We start from the raw sequence: 20,077 nt of genomic DNA, 5'->3' as shown, positions 1-20,077 counted from the left end.
GCGGCCTTAATTTCATTATTTCCATCGAAGTTAATGCGTGGCCGTCGTTCCCGGCAGGGTATTGGTGCCGTTGCCGTCGATCTGGTTGTTGCCATAGGACAGCAGCGAGCCGGCGGCCTGGATCAGGCTGGTGCCGTTCCCGGTGATCGTCGAATAGCCCACCTTCACCGAAGAGCCCGAACCGGCCGTGATGATGCCGAAGCCGGCATTGTTGGAGATCCGGTCGCGGATCAGCATGGCCGTCACGGGGGTCGTACCCGCCACGGTCAAGCCGGTCTGGCTGCTGGCCAGGGTGCTGTCGCTGATCGTGGCCGTGACCGCGCCGCCGCTCATGCCAGTGCTGTTGATCGTCACGCCTTGCGCGTTGTTGACGACCTCGACCCGGTCGAGCGTCACGTTGACCGTGCCGCTGCCCGTCGGCGCGACATTGATCGCAGCGCCGGTTCCCGTGGCCCCGGTACCGGAGCCGTTGGTCGTGATGGTGGTGTCGGTGATGATCAGCTGCTGCGTCGTGGCGCCCGTGGCCGGCACGAAGGAAACGCCATAGCCGTTGGGCGAGCCACCCGTGAAGTTGCGGATTTGGCAGTTCTGGATTTCCAGCACCCGTCCGGCGATGAACCTCACGCCGGCAAGCGAGTTGGAGCCGATCGGGCCGCCGTCGATCTGCAGGCCGGTCAGGATGACGACGTCGTTGGCGCCGGCGTTGACCGTGACGCCATTGGTTCCGGCGACCAGGATGCCGGCCTCGCCCGCGCCCTCGGAGCATTCGAGGGTGATCGCCTTGGTGACCGTGAGGGCACCGACGCCAGCCGGATCGAGGCAGTCGATCGCGCCGCCGCCTGCGGTCTTGGAGATCGCGCCGGCAAAGGTCCTGCAGGGTGCCGTACGGCTGCAGGGATTGGCGTCGTCGCCGACGCCCGAGATCCAGGTGCGCGTCGCCTGCGCCTGCGCCGGAGCGATCCACATCAGCGCAACGAGCGTCGCCGCGAACATGCCGGACAGTTTCGTGAATTTGAGCATTTTCGTCTCCTCCACAGGCACGCGAGCGCGGCCATGCCACCTTGTGCCATCGAATATGTCGGGGCTTTGAACGGAATCCCCCCGGATTGGGCGTTCGTCTAGCACAGGTTTGCGCCGTTAACTACTCGTTCCGCCGGGGTCCATCGCCAAATATTCGCGCGCGGTTCTCATAGTGGAGAAATAATATTGTGGGCCACAATCTAATGCCTTGAAGGTTCCGTGAATATTGGCGCGCGGACCCGGTTTCCGGGAACAATACCGAGTTCTCGCGACAGGCCGCCACGGATTTCAATCACCGCGCGAATGGGTTCCGCCGCCGCGATCTCGGCGGTTGAATAAGGCACCGCGTTCGCCGCAATGGTCGAGATGGTTCCATCGGCCCGGACGAAGATTATGTCGAGCGGCAGCGGCGTGTCCTTCATCCAGAACGCGGTCATCACGACGGTGCGGAAATCGAACAGCATGCCGGCGTCGCGTGCCAGATGGGTGCGGCGCATCAGGCCGGTCGCCCGTGACGTCTCGTCGGCCGCGACCTCCATCTGGAAAGCGTGTTCGCCATGGCCGGTCTGGATGACGACCGTCTCGACCGGCAGCCGCGGCGCCGCGCTGGCCGGAACCGCGGCCAGCAGGACGAGCGCAAAGGCGGCGAATGACATGCGCATGGCGGCGATATCCCTCGGCTGCGAGACGCTTTGTGGCGTCGCTTCCTGCGCGACCGTATAGTGCCCGGAGCGGGAGTGCATAGATGCCGGCAGGCCAGGAAGCGGTTTTGGGACAAAGCGTAGCGGCACCGTCACATCCGGTCCGCAAGGCGCTCGGCGCCCATCTGATCGCGGCGGGCAAGCTCGCGCCGGCAGGCGCGCAGCGCGCGGAACGGCTTGCGGCGGAAAGCGGCGAGCGGCTCGAACTCGTACTGGCACGGCTCGGCCTGGCATCGGAACGCGATATCGCGGAGAGCCTCGCGGCGCTGCTGGGCCTCGACCTCGCCGTGGCGGCCGATTATCCCGGCTCGCCGCTGTTCGAGGAACGGTTGAGCCGCCAATTCCTGCGCGAGGCGCAGGTGCTGCCGCTGGCGGACGGTGCGAGCGGGCTCGTCCTCGCCATGGTCGACCCTCTGAACGACTATGCCGCCGAGGCGGCGCGCTTCGCATCCGGCAAACCCGTCCTGCGGCGGGTCGCGCTGCCGGCCGATTTCGAGACGGCGTTCGCCCGGCTCTACGGCAGCGGCAAATCGGAAATCCACCAGATCGCGCACGAAACGCGCGACCGTGCGGAGGAGAGCGCCAGCGACGACGTCGACCGCATCAAGGACAGCGCGAGCGAGGCGCCGGTCATCCGCCTGGTCAACCTGCTGATCACGCGTGCCGTCGAGGTGCGTGCTTCCGACATCCATATCGAGCCGATGGACGGCGAGTTGCGGGTGCGCTACCGCGTCGACGGCGTCCTGCATGAAGTGGAGTCGCCGCCGCGCAATCTCGCGGCCGCGGTGCTGTCGCGCATCAAGGTGATGGCCAAGCTGAACATCGCCGAGCGCCGCGTCGCGCAGGATGGGCGCATCCGGCTCGCGGTGCGCGGCAAGGACATCGACTTCCGCGTCTCGATGATGCCGACGATCCACGGCGAATGCGCGGTGCTGCGCATCCTGGACCGCGGCAACCTGAAGCTCGACTTCGTCGAACTCGGCTTCGATCCGGATACGATCGCCACGATCCGCACCCTGCTGGCCCAGCCGCACGGCATCATCCTGGTGACCGGTCCCACCGGCAGCGGCAAGACGACGACGCTCTATGCCGGGCTGTCGGAGCTCAACACGAAGGACCGCAAGATCCTCACCATCGAGGATCCGGTCGAATACCAGATGGCCGGGGTCAACCAGGTGCAGGTCAAGCCGCAGGTGGGCCTCACCTTCGCGAGCGCGATGCGCGGCTTCCTGCGCCAGGATCCGGACATCATGATGGTCGGCGAGGTGCGCGACCTGGAGACCGCGCAGACCGCGGTCCAGGCCGCACTGACCGGTCATCTCATCCTTTCGACCTTGCATACCAACGACGCGCCCAGCGCGGTGACGCGCCTGCTCGACATGGGGATCGAGGACTATCTCCTGACCTCGACGATCAGCGGCGTCCTGGCGCAGCGGCTGGTGCGCACCTTGTGCCCGCATTGCCGCCGGGCCTATCAGGCCGACCCCGCCCTGCTCGCACGGCTGCAGATCGCGCCGCAGCCCGGCGGCACGACGCTTTTTGCGGCGCAGGGCTGCGCGCAATGCAACGGCACGGGCTATGCCGGCCGCACCACCATCGTCGAGGTGCTGGTGATGTCGGACGCGCTGCGCCACCTGGTGCTCGAACATGCGGAAGCCGGCGCGATCCGCCGTCAGGCCGCGACGGAGGGCATGCGCAGCATGCATGCCGACGGCATGGCGAAGGTGCTGGCGGGGCTGACGAGCGTCGAGGAAGTCCTGCGCGCGACGCGGGCCGCCTGACGATGCCGCGCTTCCGCTATCGCGCCATGACGGCCTCGGGCAGCATCGTGACGGGCGTGCTGGACGCCGCCACGGAAGCGGGCGCGATCGAGGAGATCCGCAATCGCGGACATTATCCGATCCATGCCGAGCAGGGCGTTGCCGCCGGGCGCACGTCGTGGCGCGCGCGGCTGCGCAAGGACCTGTTGCCGCGCAAGCGCTTCTCGCCCCGCAGCCTGGTGGTCGCGACGCAGGAATTGTCGGCGCTGCTGCAGGCGGGGCTCGAACTAGACCGTGCGCTGGAGATCCTGGTCAATCTCGACGAGACCAAGCCGATGCGGCCCGTCTTCGAGCGCATCCTCGCGCAGGTGCGCAGCGGCGCGACCTTCGCCGACGCGCTGGCCGAAAGTGCGGCCTTCCCGAAATTCTACGTCAACATCGCGCGGGCCGGCGAGCAGGGCGGCGATCTGCAGGCGGCGCTGGAGCAGCTCGGCGAATATCTCGGGCGCTCGCTCGCGGTGCGCGAGGCGGTGATCTCGGCGCTCATCTATCCGATGATCCTTCTGGCGACGGCGGGGCTGTCGATCATCGTCGTGCTCGTCTATGTGCTGCCCGCCTTCAAGCCGATGTTCGCGGAAGCCGGCAAGGCGCTGCCGCCCGAAACGCAGTTCGTCATCGCCGTGGGCGATTTCGTCACCACCTGGTCCTGGGCGATCCTGCTCGGCCTGGCGGCGCTCGGCCTCGCGCTGCGGCGCGGCCTGCAGGATGCGGCGTTTCGCAGGCGCTGGGACGGCGCCCTGCTGCGGATTCCCTTGATCGGGAGCCTGCTCGCCAAGATCGATGTGGAGCGCTTCGCGCGCACCTTGGGAACGTTGCTGAAGAACGGCGTTTCGCTGCCCCAGGCGCTGATCGTCACCGGCGACACGCTGGGCAACACGGTCATCGCCGGCGCGGTGCACGGCGCGGCGACGGGCCTCAAGGAGGGCGACTCGCTGTCGCGCCATCTGCGGGCAACAGGAACCTTTCCGGCCCTTGCGCTCGACATGATGCGGGTGGGAGAGGAGAGCGGGCAGCTCGACGGCATGCTGCTGCGCCAGGCGGACCTCTACGAGCGCGAGGTGCGGCACACGATCGACCGGCTGGTCGCCCTGCTGGTGCCCTGCATGACGGTCCTGATGGGCTTGATCGTCGCCGGTCTGATAGGCTCGATACTGGTCGCGATCCTGAGCGTGAACGACGTGGCGATCTGAAGGGCAAGACGATGAAGACCTGGACACGGAAAACCCGCCGCCGCGAGGAGGGCTATACGCTGGTCGAGCTGCTGGTGGTGCTCGCCATCATCGGCCTGCTGGCGACCATCGCGACGCCGATCCTGCTGCGCTATCTCGGCTCCGCCAAGATGAGCACGGCGCATGCGCAGATCGAGAGCCTGTCTTCGACGCTCGACCTCTACAAGATGGACGTGGGACGCTATCCGACGACGCAGGAAGGGCTTGCGGCGCTCAAGGCGAAGCCGCCCGGCGCCGACAACTGGAACGGGCCATATGTGAAAGCCACGACCAGCCTGAACGATCCCTGGGGCCATCCTTACGTCTATGTGACGCCGGGCAAGCACAACAACGACTACGACCTGTCGAGCAACGGGCCCGACGGAGAAGCGAGCAATGGCGCCGATCCGCCCGTCAAGAACTGGTGAGGCCGGCTTCACGCTGGTCGAGCTGCTGGTCGTCCTCGCGATCATAGGCCTGCTGGTCGCCGCGATCCCCATCCTGCTTCAGTCGGCCTTGCCGGGCACCCGCTCGCTGGCCGCGGCGCGGGCACTGGCGGGCGACCTGCGCGCGGCGCGCGGCAATGCGGTCGCCGGCGGCGGCGCGACGTCCGTCCGCTTCGATGCGGCGCATCAGGTCTATCTGATCGAGCCCGGCGACCGCCGGCGGACGCTGCCCGGCGGCGTTCCGTTCGTGCTCGTGCCGGGAAGAGCGGCAGCCGAGATCGGCTTTGCCGCCGATGGAAGCTCGACCGGCGGCGCGATCCTGGTCGGACAGGAAACGCGCAAGCATCGGGTCGCCGTCGACTGGCTCACCGGACGGGTCAGCATCGATGAATGAGCGGCGCGAGCGCGGCTTCACGCTGGTGGAACTCCTGGTCTCGCTCGCGATCCTCAGCATCGCGATGACGGTGCTGTTCGGCGCGATCTCCGATTCGCTCGACCGGACCCGCAAGGCGCGGGACGACGCCACCGCAGCGGCGCTGGCGCAATCCCTGCTGGCGCGCGCGGCCAGCGACGATGCCTTGGCGCCCGGGCAGGCGAGCGGGATCTATTCGAACGGATTCCGTTGGCGCCTGAACGTACGTCCCTATGGCGACACGGACGACGCGAAGGCATGGAAGATGTCCGCCTATGCCGTGCGCGCCACCGTCTCGTGGCGCGATGGCGAGCGCTCGCTCGCCGCACTGCGCCTCGTTGCGCCGGTGAAACCGCCGTGAAGGCACAGGCGGGATTCACGTTGATCGAGCTTCTCGTCTCGATGACGCTGCTCGGCCTGTTGTTCGTCCTGCTGCTGGGCGGCCTGCGGTTCGGCAGCCGCGCCTGGGAGCACAGCACCGCCAACGCCGACGCGGGCGATACGGTCCGTTCGGCGCAGAACCTCCTGCGCAGCGAGATCGAGCGCGCCTGTCCGCGCCGCATCGCGTCCGCCGCGCCGCCAGGCGGTCCGCCGCGCGTGCAATTTTCAGGGACGCAGGCGTCGCTGCGCTTCCTTGCGCCTCTGCCAGGCGCCGCCGGAGACCGCAGCTGCGCGAACCTCCTGGTCGCGATGCGGCCGGACGGACCGCTCAGGCGCCTGTCGATGGCGTTCGGCGCGGCCGGTGGGGATCTGTTGCGCCATGTGCAAGGCGTCGAATTCGGCTATCGCGCCACGGACGGCACCTGGACGACGGATTGGAGCGGCCGGAGCGAGCTGCCCACTGCCGTGCGGCTGCGCGTGACGTTCTCGAAAGGCGATGTGCGGGCCTGGCCCGAACTTTTCGTCGTGCCTCGCATTTCGGCCGAGGCCGATTGCACCTATGATCCCGCCACAAAATCCTGCAGAGGCCCTTGATGGACGGCGCTGAGCCCGGTCCGAGCGAATGGATCTATCGGCTGCGCGCCGGCTGGCGCTGGTGGCTGGACGAGCTCGCGTCGCTGGTGCCGCGGCGGTTGCGCGACGCGTTCGAGACCGGGCGCGACGCGATCCTGATCGAGGTCCGGCCGGCCGAGCTCATCGTGGCGCGGCGGACGACGGCGTTCGAGACGATGATCGCGCGCATCCCGCGCGATGCCTTCGCGGCCCGGACCTTGCGCCTGTCGACACCCCGCGCCACCGGCCTCGCCGCATGGCTGGCCGATCCGGTGATCCTGCAATTGCCGGCGGAGGATGCGCTGGTGCGGCCGCTGCGCCTGCCGCGCGGCGCGGCGCGCAACCTGGACGACATCCTGCGCCACGAGGTGGTGCGCCAGAGTCCCATCGGGACCGAGGACATCTATTACGACTATCGCGTGGCGAACACGGACCGCGACGGGCTCGACGTCGCGCTGCGCATCATCCGCCGCGAACCGGTGGACGATGCCGTCGCATTGTGCCGCGAGGCCGGCATCGCGCTTTCGGCGGTCGCCTTCGACGGCGATGCGCGCAAGGCCGATGGCGGGACCTTTCCCGCCGACCCCGCGGCGGCGCAACGCCTGCGCTGGGCCCCACGGATCGTGCCGATGCTCGCCGGCCTCGTGCTGCTGCTGGCGGCGGGCATGGTGGCGAGCCTCTATCTGCGCGGCGAGGCCGTCGCCGCCGACCTGTCCGACCGGGTCGATGCGGCGCGCGCAAGGGCGATGACCGTCGAGCGATTGCAGCACAGGCTCGATGCCGCCAACCGCCGCGCCGTCTTCCTCGCGCAGCAGAAGCGCAATCCCGCCGCCATCGCCGTGCTGGCGCGCGTCGCGCGTCTGCTGCCCGACGACACCTGGCTCTACGAGTTCGAGCTGAACGGCGACGAGGTCCGGCTGCATGGCTTCTCGCCGGAAGCCGCGTCGCTCATCGCACTGTTCGATGCCGCCGCATTCTTTTCCGATGCACAATTCCGCAGCCCGCTGATGCAGGGGCCGAGCCCCGGCCTGCAGCGCTTCGATCTGTCGGTGCGGCTGAAGAAGGGGGCGACGTGACGCCCGCGCGCCAACGCCTCATCGCTCTCGGCATCCTGGCGGTCGTCCTCGGACTCGCCTGGCTGGCCGTGGTGCAGCCCATCGCCGATGCCTTCGCCGCACAGCGCGATGGGATAGAACAATCGCGCCGGATGCTGGCCGCCTATGAGGGCCGCATCGCGATGCGGCCGCTCGTCGAGGCGAAGCTGGCGCAGATGCGGAGCCGCGAAACCGGCAGCACGGGACTCGTCGGCGGCACGAGCGCAGAACTCGCGGCCGCGAATATCCAGAACGTGATGAAGACGCTGATCGAAAGCGCCGCCGGCCAGATGCGCAGCGCGCAAAATCTCGCCCCCGTCACATCCGGTGGCTTCCAGCGCATCGAGATCCAGTACGACCTTTTGCTGCCCATGACCCGGCTCAAGGACATGGTGTATCGCATCGAGACCGTGACGCCTTATCTGTTCCTGGACAGCGTCGATCTGCGCGCGCCCGAGACATGGGACGCCAGCGGCCTTCAACTCGATCCGCCCAATATCGACGTGCATTGGACCGTGCGCGGCTACCGCTGGACGGGCGTGCAATGAGGCTGGCGCCGTCCGCGGGTCTGCTCGTCCTGGCGCTGCTGCTGGCCGGCGCGATCGCGTATGAGGCCATCGCACCGCTCGAACCCGTGCAGGTCGCGCCGGCGCCGCCGCTTGCGCGACCCCGGGCCGAGCTGCCGGTCCCCTTTGTTCCGCCCGCGGAGGAGAGCTTCGCAGACCTCGACGCGCGGCCGCTGTTCGCCTCGACCCGCAAGCCGCTCAACGATCCGGCGCAGGCCAATGGCGCGGCCTCGGCAGCGTCGGATTTCTCGCTGGTCGGCGTGATCATGGGCAGCGAGCGTGCCGTCGCCCTGCTGCGCATCAAGAGCACCGCGTCGACGATGAGCGCCATCGTCGGCGGAACGGTGAACGGCTGGCGTGTCGCGCGGATCGATGCGACCACGATCACGCTGCGGGCCAATGGCAGCGAGGTCACCGTGCCGCTGGAAGGTCCCGCCGACCGGCCGCCGAGCGCGCCCCTGCCGCAGGCCAGCGCACCTATCACCCAGGCACCGGCGGCAGCAGCGCCGACGCCGCCGATGACGACCGGGGCGCCGTCCGCCACCACGCCCCGCCCCGTCGCCGCGACGCCCGCCGCTCCGGCCAAGCCGCTTCGCGAAACCGTGGTGCCCGACGCGCTCAAAGGCGCCATCATCAATCCGGCGACCGGCGAACCAACCCTTTGACACTGCGACAGAAAAAGAGCCTATAGCGCCAGGAGGGGCGAGATTTCCATGGCCGTCGAATTCAGGCGCAGGAGCGTTGCCGCGGTCGTCTTGACGGGCGCGCTGTGCCTTGCCGCCTGCGCCGACCAATACGCCAAGCCGCCTGAGACCGTGCCCAGCGCGGCTGAACTGGCCCGGCATGCCAACGATCCCGCACCACCGGCTCCGCCACAAGCTGCGCCCGCAGCGGCCGCGGCGCCCCCTGCACCGGACGACGCCACGCCGCCGGAGATCATCAAGGGCACCGGCGATCTCGTCGGCCATCGGGTCCCCCACGCCGCGGAGGCCGCGACCACCGATGAGGGCGGCATCACGCTCAACTTCATCAATGCCGATGTGCGCGACGTCGCCAAGGCCGTGTTCGGCGATTTCCTGAACGTGAACTATACGATCGGCGCCGGCGTGCAGGGCACGATCACGGTGCAGACCTCCAAGCCGCTGTCGCGCGCCGAGGTCCTGCCGGTGTTCGAGCAAATCCTGCGGATGAACGGCCTCGCCATCGTCAAGAACAACGGCGTCTACAAGCTCGTGCTCAATGCCGATGCGCCGCGCGAGGTCGCGTCGCCGGCCTCCAGCGGCACGGCGGATGGCGGCGCGGAAGCGGGCTACGGCACCCAGATCGTGCCGCTGCACTACATCGCGGCGGGCGAGATGCAGCGCCTGCTCGACGGGATGGCGCCGGCGCAGGCCATCGTGCACGCCGACAGCGGCCGCAACCTGCTCATCGTGCAGGGCACGGCGCAGGAGCGCCAAGCCGTCGCCGAGGAGGTCGCATTGTTCGACGTCGACTGGCTGGCCGGGATGTCGTTCGGACTGTTCACGCCGAAATACACCGACGCGCGCGGCCTTGCGAAGGAACTGAGCCAGATCCTCGGCGGCGCCGGCGGGCCGCTCGGCGGCATCGTCAAGCTCATCCCGATCGAGCGGCTCAACACCGTGCTCGTGATCTCGCCCCAGCCGCGCTATCTCGACCAGGTGCAGCATTGGGTCGCGCGGCTCGACCGGCCGGGTGTCGGCAGCGACCGGCGCATCTTCGTCTATGCCGTGCAGAACGGACGCGCCAGCGACCTCGCCGCAACGCTGAAGAAGGTGCTTTACGGCGGCAGCGGCGGCACCAAAGACAGCGGCAACGGCGAGAGCGGCGACAATGGCGAGACCGCCGATCATCCGCCGGCTCCGTCACCGAGCGGCGGCTCCTTCGCGCCCAGCCCACCGCCCGCCGCACCCCCGCCCAGCGGCGGCGGCCTCATCACCGAGAGCGACAGCGCGGGCACGCCGCAGGGCGCCGCGACCATCACGGCGGACGAGAACAACAACGCGGTGGTGATCTACGGCACGCCGCAGGAATACGCGACCATAGAGGCGGCGCTGCGCCAGCTCGATGCCGCGCCGCTGCAGGTGCTGTTGGAGGCGGCGATCGCGGAGGTGACGCTCACCGACAAGCTGTCCTATGGCGTGCAATACGCCTTCAGCGACAGCCACAACCAGATCGTGCTGTCGAACTCGGGCTCGGCCGCGATCGGCTCGTCCTTTCCCGGATTCTCCTATGCGTTCGCGGGCAGCAATATCAAAGTCGTGCTCAACACGCTGTCGCAGCTGACGCATGTCGAGGTCCTGTCGTCGCCGCAGATCATGGTTCTCAACAACCACCAGGCCCAGCTGCAGGTCGGCGACCAAGTGCCGATCGCGACCTCCCAAGGCCAGGCGATCGTCGGCAACAACTCGCCGGTGATCAACACGATCGAATACCGGGCGACCGGGATCATCCTGAAGGTGACGCCGCGGGTGAACCAGGGCGGCATGGTGACGATGGACATCAGCCAGGAGGTGAGCGACGTCGCCTCGACCGACACCTCCTCGCTCGACTCGCCGACCATCACGCAGCGCAAGATCGACAGCACGATCGCGGTGCACGACAACGAGACCGTGGCGCTCGGCGGGCTGATCAAGGACACCCGCAGCCGCGGCTCGAGCGGCCTTCCCTATCTGTCGGAGATTCCCGTGCTGGGCGGGCTGTTCGGCACGAAGAGCCACGAGCATGACCGCACCGAGCTGATCGTGCTGATCACGCCGCACGTCGTCGACAATCTGCAGAAGTCGCGGGCCGTCACCGAAGAGCTGCGCCACAAACTTCCCGGCCTGCAGACGCTGCTCGAGCGGAAATGACCGGCCGGCGGCAGCGCGGGCTGGCGCTGGTCTCCGTCCTGTGGGGCATCGCCATCCTGTCGCTGATCGCCGCCGCGATGCTGACGGCCTCGGTGACCTCGGCGCAGCTCGACCGCAATGCCTGGAATGCCACGCGCGCCGGCAGCATTGCGGACGCGGTCGTCGGCCGCGCGATCCTGTCGCTGATGGACGGGCGCAGCGGCCGCCAGCCGCGGGTCGACGGCACCGCCGCCGCGGCCGGCTTCGACGGCGTGACGGCACGCCTGTGGATCCAGGACGAGAGCGGCCGCATCAACCTGAACTTCGCCGACAAAGTCCTGCTGGGGAGCGTCTTCGCTTCGGCCGGCCTGACGGACGACCAGGCGGCGGCGCTCGCCGATCGCGTCATCGCGCGCCGCGCGCCGCAGGTTCCGGGCGGACCGGCGCCGCCGCTGGCCTTCCGAGCCATCGACGCGCTGCTCGAACTTCCCGGCATGACCCGCGCGCTCTACGCGAAGATCGCGCCGCTGCTGACGGTGTATGGGACGACGGGTGCGGTGGACCAGACCGTCGCGCCGCCAGCGGTGCTGAAGGTGCTACCCGGCCTGGACGCGCACGCCATCGCCGACCTGTTGCGGGCGCGAGAGGACGCGTTGGCGCGGATGGCGGCGCCGGGCGCTGCACCGGCACCCCGTGCCGCATCCGGCGCGACTTTCACGATCACCGCCGAGGTTCGTGTCGGCACCGCGCGCGTCGTGCGTGTCGCAACCGTGCAATTCACCGGCGACGCGACGAAGCCCTATCTCACGATGGCCTGGCGTTAACGGCCGGGAACCAGCGGGCCGTAGAGCCACACGATCCACGTCGCGGCGGCGAGCGCGGGGCCGAAGGCGATGCGCGCCGCGGCCTGAACGGCATGGCCGGTGAGGCGGCGCGCCAGCACCAAGGCCAAGCCGGCGATGGCGGCGAACAGCACGACGCTCGGCAGCGCGCCCCATCCCAGCCATGCGCCCGACGCGGCCAGCAGCTTGGCGTCGCCCAGCCCCAGCCCGTCGCGGCCCCGCAAGCGGCGATAGGTTTCCGACAGCACCGCGAAGACGATGAAGCCGGCGGCGGCGCCGATCGCATGTTCGGCGAGCGACCCTGGATCGAGCAGATAGGCAATGGCCAGTCCGGCGGCGATCAGCGGCAGGGTCAGCACGTCCGGCAGGAATCCGGTCCGCCAGTCGATCGCGGCGAGGGTGAGCAGGGTCCATCCGAGCAGGCAGCTCGCGGCCAGAACCCAGCCCTCCGTCTCGAATGCCGCCCAGGCGGCGATCACGAAGGCCGCAATCTCCATGGCGGGATGAAGCGGGTCGATCGCGGCGCTGCAGTGCCCGCAACGGCCGCGCTGGAACGCGTAGCTCGCCAAGGGCAGGAGCTCGCGCGCTGCCAGCACGTGGCCGCAGGCATCGCAGGCGGAGCGGCCGAACAGGACCGTCCGCCCCGCGGGCAGGCGCAGCACCACGACCGCGAGGAAGCTGCCCACGAAAGGCGCTGCGATGATGACGGCGGCGGTTGCGGGCGCGATCTGGGGATTCATCGCCGCCTGTGTAGCAGTGCCGGCGCGCTCAGTCGCCGATCCCGGACGCGGCCTCCGCCGGGATGGGCTCGGGCTGCGGCCGGCGGATGGAGGCGCGGACGCGAACGAGCGGATCCTCGATGAAGCGCAGGACCAGCAGCGAAACGGCCAGCGACATCGCGCCCGCGACGAGGGCGAGGCGCGGGCTCTGATGCCAGCCGGTCAGCGCGATCGCAAAGGCGCCAAGCGGCCAATGCAGCAGGAACAAGGGATAGGACAGCCGGCCGAGCTGGGTCGCGAGCGGCCGCCACGGCCGCAACACGTCGTCCAGCGGCGCATTCCAGAGCCCGATGAGGAAGATCGCGGCGGCGGGCGCGCCGAGGAATTCGTTCAGCGTCTGCGAGTAGACGAACGGCCCCCAGGCGAGGAATTCGAACAGGGCGAGGCCGAGCGCCGCGACGACGAGAGGACGGCGCGGCTGCAGCCGCTCGCGCAGCAGGAACACCGCCGAGCCGATGAAGAACGCATCGCCATTGCCGAGCGGCGTGCCGTAGAACGAGAGCGGCGACCACCAGAAGGCGCAATAGGCCGAAAGAAGCAGCGACACCGGCAGCAGCAGGAAGGTCAGCCTTGGCCGCGCCGCGGTCAGCAGACCGATCACCAGATAGAACCAGAGTTCGGTATGCAGCGACCAGGCGGCAGGCAGGATCCGACTCGCGGTCTGCTGCGTGAGGCCGAAGACCGCGATGTTGGCGGACCAGTCGGCCGCAGTGTCCGGCAGCACCAGCGAAGGGTGCAGCACAGGGCTGGATGGAATCGTCATCACCACGACCAGGCCGACGGCGAGACAGGCCCAATAGGTCGGATAGATACGCAGGAAGCGGTTGGCGAGGAACGCGCCGGGACGGTCCGCATAGCGTGTCGTCGCGACCATGGTGATCAGGAAGCCGCTGATGCAGAAGAACGCCTCCACCGCGAGGCGGCCGGTCTGCGGCGGTTCGACGCCCGCAAGATGTTCCGCGAGCACCATGAGGGCGAGCGAGAAGCGGAACAGGCTGAGGGCGCTCGATGCGCCGGCCGGGGCGATGGGCTTGTGGTGCGATGCCGTCATGCGGTGCGATCTAAACGAGCCGAGCCATAACGTCCCAGCCACCCGTAGGGCTGCGTGTCATTCGATGGCCTCTGGAACCTTGCCTTCGATCGCGGCCAGTTCGTTGCGGACGCGGCTCATCGGATAAGCATACATCATGCGATGGCCGCCGGTATCGAGATAGCCGAAGGTGACACCGACAATTTGACCGTTCGCTGCATCGACCACCGGCCCGCCGCTGAAGCCCGGCCCGGCATCGCCCTCGAAGATGAAGGCGCCCTGGATCGAGCAGGTCGCGCAGCGCGCCTCGACCGGCGCATTCAATTGGCGGACCACGCCCTTGGCCTCGCGCACTTCGCCATGCGCACCCTGGCCGTAGGCGATCACGGGCTCGCCGACCGAGGGCCGGCCGTAAATCGGCGCGGCGGCGCGGTCGGCGCGGAAGAACAGCAGATCGTAATCGCGCGACCGGCCGATGATCGCGATATTGCCCATGAAATCGGCGTTATGAGCATTGGTGACCGCGATACCCGGGGCGATAAGGAAGGCGGCGCCACGGCTTTCCAGCAGCACATAGCTCCGCCCCTGCAAGGCGATATAGGCATGCGCCACTTCAGGGTTGACGAACGCCGCCGCCGGCTCGCCGGACGATGTAGCGCATCCCGCCAAGGCGAGCAGTGCGAGAAACCCGATGGCGAGCCGCATGCGCAGACCAGATCAGAACGGAATCTCGTCGTCCATCTCTTCGCGCTGGAACGCGGCCGGCGCCTCGCTCGTGCCCACCCGGCCGCCGCCGCTACCGCCCTCACCGCGGGTATCGAGCATCGTGAGCTCGCCGCGGAAATTCTGCAGCACGACTTCGGTCGAGTACTTCTCCTGCCCGTCCTTGTCGGTCCATTTGCGGGTCTGCAATGAGCCCTCCACATAGACCTTGGAACCCTTGCGCAGATATTTCTCCGCGACCTCGGCGAGGTTCTTGTTGAAGATCACGACGCGGTGCCACTCGGTCTTCTCCTTGCGCTCGCCGCTCGATTTGTCGCGCCAGGTCTCCGAGGTGGCGATCGAAAGGTTCACGACCGGATCGCCGCTCTGCATGCGGCGGGTTTCCGGGTCCTTGCCCAGATTTCCGACCAGAATGACCTTGTTAACGCTGCCCGCCATGACCCGTCTCCTATCTAGCTTTCTTAGCTCATCACATCCGCCGCGAACCTAAACTCCGCCGCCGCGAAGAACCACCGGCGCAGGCCCCGGCTCCTGTGGAGCATTATAGTTCATGGTTTGTTCCGATGCAACTTCGCTATTCTACGGCCATGATGCCGAGTCCCGACCCGACGATCCGCATCGCCGCCGCGCTTCTTTGCAGGCCAGGCGGGCACACACTTCTGGTCCGCAAGCGCGGCACATCCGCCTTCATGCAACCGGGCGGGAAGATCGAGACGGGCGAAGCGCCGCTTGCCGCCCTGCTGCGCGAGTTGCGCGAGGAGCTGAGCCTTGCGGTGATGCCGTCACAGGCCCGTTATCTGGGATGTTTCCGCGCGCCGGCCGCACACGAACCCGGATGGACTGTCGAAGCGGAGATTTTTCGCATCGATATCGATGCCGATGTGCAACCGGCCGCCGAGATCGAAGAGCTCGTCTGGATCGCACCATCGGCCGCATCGGCGCTGGTGTTGGCGCCGTTGACACGCGATCATGTCCTGCCGCTGCACGCGGTGCCTTAAGAGCACGAACACCGCCACGGCCATGACGATCAGCAGACGACATTTCACCGCCGCCTTATTGGCGGCGCCCGCGATCCTGCGGGGCGGGCGCGCGGCGCCGCTGGCCGCGCTTCCCAACATCGCGCCGGAAGATGCCGCGTTCGCGCTTCCGGGCAGCGCGCTTTATGCCGCCACCCTGCCCGCCTACAATTTGCGCACCGAGCAGAAGCCGGCCTTGCGCATCCTGACCAAGAGCGCGCGTGGCGTGGCGCAGGCGCTGGACTGGGTGCGCGTCAAGAACCTGCCTTTTGCACTGCGCAGCGGCGGGCATTGCTTCGAGGGCTTCTCGCAGAGCGCCGGCGTGGTGATCGACACCCGGCCGATGAAGGACATCGCGTTCGATGCGAAGACAAGCACCTTGTCGGTCGGCGCGGGAACCGCGCTGGGCGACATCTATCGCTTCGTGGGGCCGCGCGGCTTTGCGTTTCCCGGCGGCTCCTGTCCGACCGTGGGCATCGCCGGCCACACCATGGGCGGCGGCTTCGGGCTGATCGCACGGAGCCGAGGCCTCGCCTGCGATGCGCTGACCGCGATCGATCTCGTGGACCCGAACGGCAAGACGCTAACGGCCGATGCCGAGCGCAACAGCGACCTGTTCTGGGCCAGCCGGGGCGGCGGCGGCGGCACCTTCGGCGCGGCGACGCGGCTGCAGTTCCGGATCGCGCCGATCGGCCCGCTGGCGGTCTTCCATGCGAGCTGGGCGCTCAACGTGCCGCAGGCCGTCGCGCTGTTCGGCGCGTGGCAGGACTGGGCGCCGCGCGCGCCCGACACCATCACCGGGATCTTCAAGATCGCGAAGCGCCGTGACGGCCGCATCGCGCTGCACATCGCGGGCCAGTCGAGCGGCGCGGTCGCCGCGCTGCGCCGCGAGCTCGGCGCGCTCACCGCCACGGCAAGGCCGGTCGACGGTCCGGTCGTCACGAGCATGCCGTTCCTCGCGGCGGTGAATCATTTCGCCGGGACCTGGGACTACGACTCGCAGTTCTCGAAAGGAAAATCCGACTACATCACCAGACCGCTCGACAATGGCGGGATCGAAGCGCTGATCGGCGGACTGGCAGCCCTGCCGGCCGGCGAGGTGATCGCGATCTGCGACGCCTATGGCGGCGCGGTGGCCCGGACCCCGGACGATGCCACCGCCTTCGCCTATCGCGCGGGCACCGAGTTCTGCATCCAGTACTATACAAGCTGGGGAAGCACCGCCGCGGGCGAGCGCCGCCTCGCCGACATCCGCAGGCTCTACGCCGCCATGCGGCCCTGGTCGGGCGGGTCCTATGTGAACTATTGCGATCTCGACCTTGCCGACTGGCAGCAGGCCTATTGGCGCCAGAACCTGCCGCGCCTGCGCCGGATCAAGGCCAAAGCCGATCCGGGCAACGTTTTCCATCATGCCCAAAGCGTGACCTGACGCGAAGCGCACTGCTGCCAAATTCCGGCGCGTGGCCTGTTACGCTGGCAGACAATTGCCTGACCATATCGTTCTTGTTACGTTCCAGACGATTCCCGGCCATGGCCGCCTTGTGGTTTGCCGGTTCCGTCACCAGATAGGCGGGTCCGCCAATGCATTGGAAACGCGGAAACTCCAGGGGATCATGACAGGCACGCGGTTGCGGGGTTCGGGCCCGGCGGCCAAAGTGCGCGTTTCGACGAAGGTTTCGACATTCGATGCTCAAGAACATCTCCATCCGCGGCGCCCGCGAACACAACCTGAAAAACGTCGACGTCGAGATTCCGCGCGACACGCTGACCGTGCTGACGGGGCTTTCGGGTTCCGGCAAGTCGAGCCTCGCGTTCGACACGATCTATGCCGAGGGGCAGCGGCGCTATGTCGAGTCGCTGTCGGCCTATGCACGGCAATTCCTTGAGCTGATGCAGAAGCCGGACGTCGACCATATCGAGGGCCTGTCCCCGGCGATCTCCATCGAGCAGAAGACGACCTCGCGCAATCCGCGCTCGACGGTCGGCACCGTCACGGAGATCTACGACTATCTGCGCCTTCTGTTCGCGCGCGTCGGCGTGCCCTATTCGCCGGCGACCGGGCTGCCCATCGAGAGCCAGACCGTCAGCCAGATGGCGGACCGGATCCTGGCGCTGCCGGAGGGCACGCGGCTTTATCTGCTGGCGCCGATGGTGCGCGGGCGCAAGGGCGAGTACCGCAAGGAATTCGCCGAGCTGCAGAAGAAGGGCTTCCAGCGCGTCAAGGTGGACGGGAAATATTACGAGATCGGCGCGGTGCCGGCGCTCGACAAGAAGCTCAAGCACGACATCGAGGTGGTGGTCGACCGCATCGCGGTGAAGAAGGACCTGGGCAATCGCTTGCCGGATTCCATCGAGACCGCGCTCGGCATCGCGGACGGATTGATCATCGCGGAATACGCCGACGAGAAGGAGAAGGACGGTTCGGCGCGCCAGCTCCTGATGTCGTCGAAATTCGCCTGCCCGGTGTCGGGGTTCACGATCCCGGAGATCGAGCCGCGGCTGTTCTCGTTCAACAACCCGCACGGCGCCTGCCCGGCCTGCGACGGGCTGGGCACCCAGCTCTATTTCGATCCCGCGCTGATCGTGCCGGATGGAAGCCTGACCCTGCGCAAGGGCGCGATCGCGCCGTGGTCGAAGGGCTCGTCGCCCTATTACCTGCAGACGCTGGAGGCGCTGGCGCGGCACTACAAGTTCTCGCTCAACGAGGCTTGGGAAGACCTGCCGAAGAAAGCGCGGGAGATCGTGCTGCACGGCTCGGGCGAGGACGAGATCAAGTTCATCTATGACGACGGCCTGCGCCGCTATGAGACCAAGAAGGCGTTCGAGGGCGTGATCCCGAACATGCAGCGCCGCTTCAAGGAGACCGACTCGGCCTGGGTGCGCGAGGAGTTCGAGCGCTATCAGGACACCAGCCCCTGCGACGTGTGCAAGGGCGCGCGGCTGAAGCCCGAGGCGCTGGCGGTGAAGATCGGCGGGCTGCATATCAGCCAGGTCTGCGCGCAGTCGATCCGCAATGCCGACGGCTGGTTCCGCGACATCGACAAGACGCTGAACAAGCAGCAGAACGAGATCGCGGCGCGCATCTTGAAGGAAATCCGGGCGCGGCTGAAATTCCTCAACAATGTGGGGCTCGATTACCTCACCCTGGCGCGCGCCTCGGGCACGCTGTCGGGCGGGGAGAGCCAGCGTATCCGGCTGGCGTCGCAGATCGGCTCGGGGCTGACGGGCGTGCTCTATGTGCTCGACGAGCCGAGCATCGGGCTGCACCAGCGCGACAACGCCAAGCTTCTGGAGTCGCTCAAGGGCCTGCGCGACATGGGCAACACCGTGCTGGTTGTCGAGCATGACGAGGACGCGATCCGCCAGGCCGATCACGTGATCGACATGGGCCCGGGCGCCGGCATCCATGGCGGCGAGATCATCGCCGAAGGCACGCCGGCCGACATCATGCGCTCGCCCAAGAGCCTGACGGGCAAATACCTGACCGGCATCGAGCAGATTCCCGTGCCGGCAACGCGGCGCAAATCGGTGCACAATCGCTGGCTCAAGGTCGTCGGCGCCAAGGGCAACAACCTCAAGAACGTGTCGGTGGACATTCCGCTGGGCACGCTGACCTGCGTCACCGGCGTGTCGGGCGGCGGCAAGTCGACGTTGACCATCGAGACGCTGTTCAAGGCGGCCTCGCGCAAGCTGAACCAGGGCCGCGAGCATCCCGCGCCCTACGACCGGATCGAGGGCCTCGAATATCTCGACAAGGTGATCGATATCGACCAGAGCCCGATCGGGCGCACGCCGCGCTCGAACCCCGCGACCTATACCGGCGCCTTCACGCCGATCCGCGACTGGTTCACCGAGCTGCCGGAGGCGAAAGCGCGTGGCTACCAGCCCGGGCGCTTCTCGTTCAACGTGAAGGGCGGACGCTGCGAGGCGTGCCAGGGCGACGGCGTGATCAAGATCGAGATGCACTTCCTGCCCGACGTTTATGTCCAGTGCGACGTCTGCAAGGGCAAGCGCTACAATCGCGAGACGCTGGAGGTGAAATTCCGCGACCACTCCATCGCCGACGTGCTCGACATGACGGTGGAGGCGGCCGCCGACCTGTTCAAGGCGGTGCCGTCGATCGCGGAGAAGATGGAGACGCTCAAGCGCGTCGGACTGGGCTACGTCAATGTCGGACAGCAGGCGACGACCCTGTCGGGCGGCGAGGCGCAGCGCGTGAAGCTGAGCAAGGAATTGTCGCGCCGCGCGACGGGGCGGACGCTCTACATCCTCGACGAGCCGACCACCGGCCTGCACTTCCACGACGTGAAGAAGCTGCTGGAGGTGCTGCATGAGCTGGTCGACAACGGCAACACGGTGGTGGTGATCGAGCACAACCTCGAGGTCATCAAGACCGCCGACTGGATCATCGACCTCGGGCCGGAAGGCGGCGACGGCGGCGGCGAAGTGGTGGCGCAAGGCACACCGGAAGAGGTGGCGAAGGTGGCGCGGAGCTATACCGGGCAGTATCTCAAGCCGCTGCTGAAGAACCGCGTGCCGGAGAAGGTGACGGCGAAGAGGCTAAAGGCGGCGGAATAG

General features: G+C 67.9%; 20 protein-coding genes. 14 read left to right on the top strand and 6 right to left on the bottom strand.

The window, feature by feature from the left end:
* Nucleotides 1-30: 30 nt before the first annotated feature.
* Both WDM91_21740 and WDM91_21735 read right to left on the bottom strand, forming a co-directional pair.
* Entirely contained in the window at nucleotides 31-1,020 is a 990-nt protein-coding gene (locus WDM91_21740; GenBank protein ID MEI9997234.1) for a hypothetical protein, read from the bottom strand.
* Nucleotides 1,021-1,220: 200 nt separating this feature from the next.
* Entirely contained in the window at nucleotides 1,221-1,682 is a 462-nt protein-coding gene (locus WDM91_21735; GenBank protein ID MEI9997233.1) for a DUF192 domain-containing protein, read from the bottom strand.
* 83 nt (nucleotides 1,683-1,765) lie between these two features.
* On the opposite strand from WDM91_21735, the gene gspE reads away from it, so the two are divergent.
* The 11 genes from gspE to WDM91_21680 are packed head-to-tail and all read left to right on the top strand — an operon-like array spanning nucleotide 1,766 to nucleotide 11,933.
* Entirely contained in the window at nucleotides 1,766-3,502 is a 1,737-nt protein-coding gene (gene gspE, locus WDM91_21730) for a type II secretion system ATPase GspE (protein MEI9997232.1), read from the top strand.
* Nucleotides 3,503-3,504: 2 nt separating this feature from the next.
* Nucleotides 3,505-4,731 (top strand): type II secretion system F family protein, encoded by a 1,227-nt coding sequence (locus WDM91_21725; GenBank protein MEI9997231.1) that lies wholly within the window; start codon nucleotides 3,505-3,507, stop codon nucleotides 4,729-4,731.
* Nucleotides 4,732-4,742: 11 nt separating this feature from the next.
* On the top strand, nucleotides 4,743-5,177 hold the full coding sequence (gene gspG / locus WDM91_21720; GenBank protein ID MEI9997230.1) for a type II secretion system major pseudopilin GspG: 435 nt from the start codon (nucleotides 4,743-4,745) through the stop codon (nucleotides 5,175-5,177).
* On the top strand, nucleotides 5,146-5,589 hold the full coding sequence (locus WDM91_21715; GenBank protein MEI9997229.1) for a GspH/FimT family pseudopilin: 444 nt from the start codon (nucleotides 5,146-5,148) through the stop codon (nucleotides 5,587-5,589). The genes gspG and WDM91_21715 overlap by 32 nt, the downstream gene beginning before the upstream one ends.
* The gene (locus WDM91_21710) at nucleotides 5,582-5,968 is read left to right on the top strand and encodes a prepilin-type N-terminal cleavage/methylation domain-containing protein (GenBank protein MEI9997228.1); all 387 of its coding nucleotides are present in this window, start codon (nucleotides 5,582-5,584) and stop codon (nucleotides 5,966-5,968) included. Before WDM91_21715 ends, WDM91_21710 begins: the two co-directional genes overlap by 8 nt.
* Nucleotides 5,965-6,582, top strand: coding sequence for a prepilin-type N-terminal cleavage/methylation domain-containing protein (locus WDM91_21705; protein MEI9997227.1), 618 nt, complete (start codon nucleotides 5,965-5,967; stop codon nucleotides 6,580-6,582). The genes WDM91_21710 and WDM91_21705 overlap by 4 nt, the downstream gene beginning before the upstream one ends.
* Entirely contained in the window at nucleotides 6,582-7,676 is a 1,095-nt protein-coding gene (locus tag WDM91_21700) for a PilN domain-containing protein (protein MEI9997226.1), read from the top strand. The genes WDM91_21705 and WDM91_21700 overlap by 1 nt, the downstream gene beginning before the upstream one ends.
* Nucleotides 7,673-8,242 (top strand): type II secretion system protein GspM, encoded by a 570-nt coding sequence (gene gspM, locus WDM91_21695; GenBank protein MEI9997225.1) that lies wholly within the window; start codon nucleotides 7,673-7,675, stop codon nucleotides 8,240-8,242. Before WDM91_21700 ends, gspM begins: the two co-directional genes overlap by 4 nt.
* Nucleotides 8,239-8,925, top strand: a complete 687-nt coding sequence (locus tag WDM91_21690) for a hypothetical protein (protein MEI9997224.1) — start codon at nucleotides 8,239-8,241, stop codon at nucleotides 8,923-8,925. Before gspM ends, WDM91_21690 begins: the two co-directional genes overlap by 4 nt.
* Nucleotides 8,926-8,973: 48 nt before the next feature.
* Complete coding sequence (gene gspD / locus WDM91_21685; protein ID MEI9997223.1) at nucleotides 8,974-11,130, top strand: type II secretion system secretin GspD; 2,157 nt, start codon at nucleotides 8,974-8,976, stop codon at nucleotides 11,128-11,130.
* Complete coding sequence (locus WDM91_21680) at nucleotides 11,127-11,933, top strand: hypothetical protein (protein MEI9997222.1); 807 nt, start codon at nucleotides 11,127-11,129, stop codon at nucleotides 11,931-11,933. The genes gspD and WDM91_21680 overlap by 4 nt, the downstream gene beginning before the upstream one ends.
* On the opposite strand, the gene WDM91_21675 is transcribed toward WDM91_21680, so the two are convergent.
* Genes WDM91_21675 through ssb form a run of 4 tightly spaced genes read right to left on the bottom strand, consistent with a single transcriptional unit; the run spans nucleotide 11,930 to nucleotide 14,921 of the window.
* Nucleotides 11,930-12,691, bottom strand: a complete 762-nt coding sequence (locus tag WDM91_21675; GenBank protein ID MEI9997221.1) for an A24 family peptidase — start codon at nucleotides 12,689-12,691, stop codon at nucleotides 11,930-11,932. The two genes, WDM91_21680 and WDM91_21675, sit on opposite strands and share 4 nt — an antisense overlap.
* A gap of 28 nt (nucleotides 12,692-12,719) precedes the next feature.
* A complete protein-coding gene (locus WDM91_21670; GenBank protein ID MEI9997220.1) occupies nucleotides 12,720-13,781 on the bottom strand; it encodes an acyltransferase in 1,062 nt (353 codons plus the stop codon).
* A 57-nt stretch (nucleotides 13,782-13,838) separates the two neighbouring features.
* Nucleotides 13,839-14,465 carry a hypothetical protein gene (locus tag WDM91_21665; protein ID MEI9997219.1) on the bottom strand — a complete coding sequence of 209 codons (627 nt, stop codon included), beginning with the start codon at nucleotides 14,463-14,465 and terminating at the stop codon, nucleotides 13,839-13,841.
* Nucleotides 14,466-14,477: 12 nt separating this feature from the next.
* The gene (gene ssb, locus WDM91_21660; protein ID MEI9997218.1) at nucleotides 14,478-14,921 is read right to left on the bottom strand and encodes a single-stranded DNA-binding protein; all 444 of its coding nucleotides are present in this window, start codon (nucleotides 14,919-14,921) and stop codon (nucleotides 14,478-14,480) included.
* A gap of 125 nt (nucleotides 14,922-15,046) precedes the next feature.
* On the opposite strand from ssb, the gene WDM91_21655 reads away from it, so the two are divergent.
* The 3 genes from WDM91_21655 (at nucleotide 15,047) to uvrA (ending at nucleotide 20,077) form a co-directional block, all read left to right on the top strand.
* Nucleotides 15,047-15,481: an NUDIX domain-containing protein gene (locus WDM91_21655; GenBank protein MEI9997217.1), complete on the top strand. Its 435-nt coding sequence runs from the start codon at nucleotides 15,047-15,049 to the stop codon at nucleotides 15,479-15,481.
* A gap of 22 nt (nucleotides 15,482-15,503) precedes the next feature.
* A complete protein-coding gene (locus WDM91_21650; GenBank protein MEI9997216.1) occupies nucleotides 15,504-16,928 on the top strand; it encodes an FAD-binding oxidoreductase in 1,425 nt (474 codons plus the stop codon).
* Nucleotides 16,929-17,185: 257 nt separating this feature from the next.
* Nucleotides 17,186-20,077 (top strand): excinuclease ABC subunit UvrA, encoded by a 2,892-nt coding sequence (gene uvrA / locus WDM91_21645; GenBank protein ID MEI9997215.1) that lies wholly within the window; start codon nucleotides 17,186-17,188, stop codon nucleotides 20,075-20,077.

Source organism: Rhizomicrobium sp., assembly GCA_037200385.1.
GTDB lineage: Bacteria > Pseudomonadota > Alphaproteobacteria > Micropepsales > Micropepsaceae > Rhizomicrobium.
Note: the sequence above shows the minus strand (reverse complement) of the source record. Positions and strands in the feature narration are given on the sequence as shown.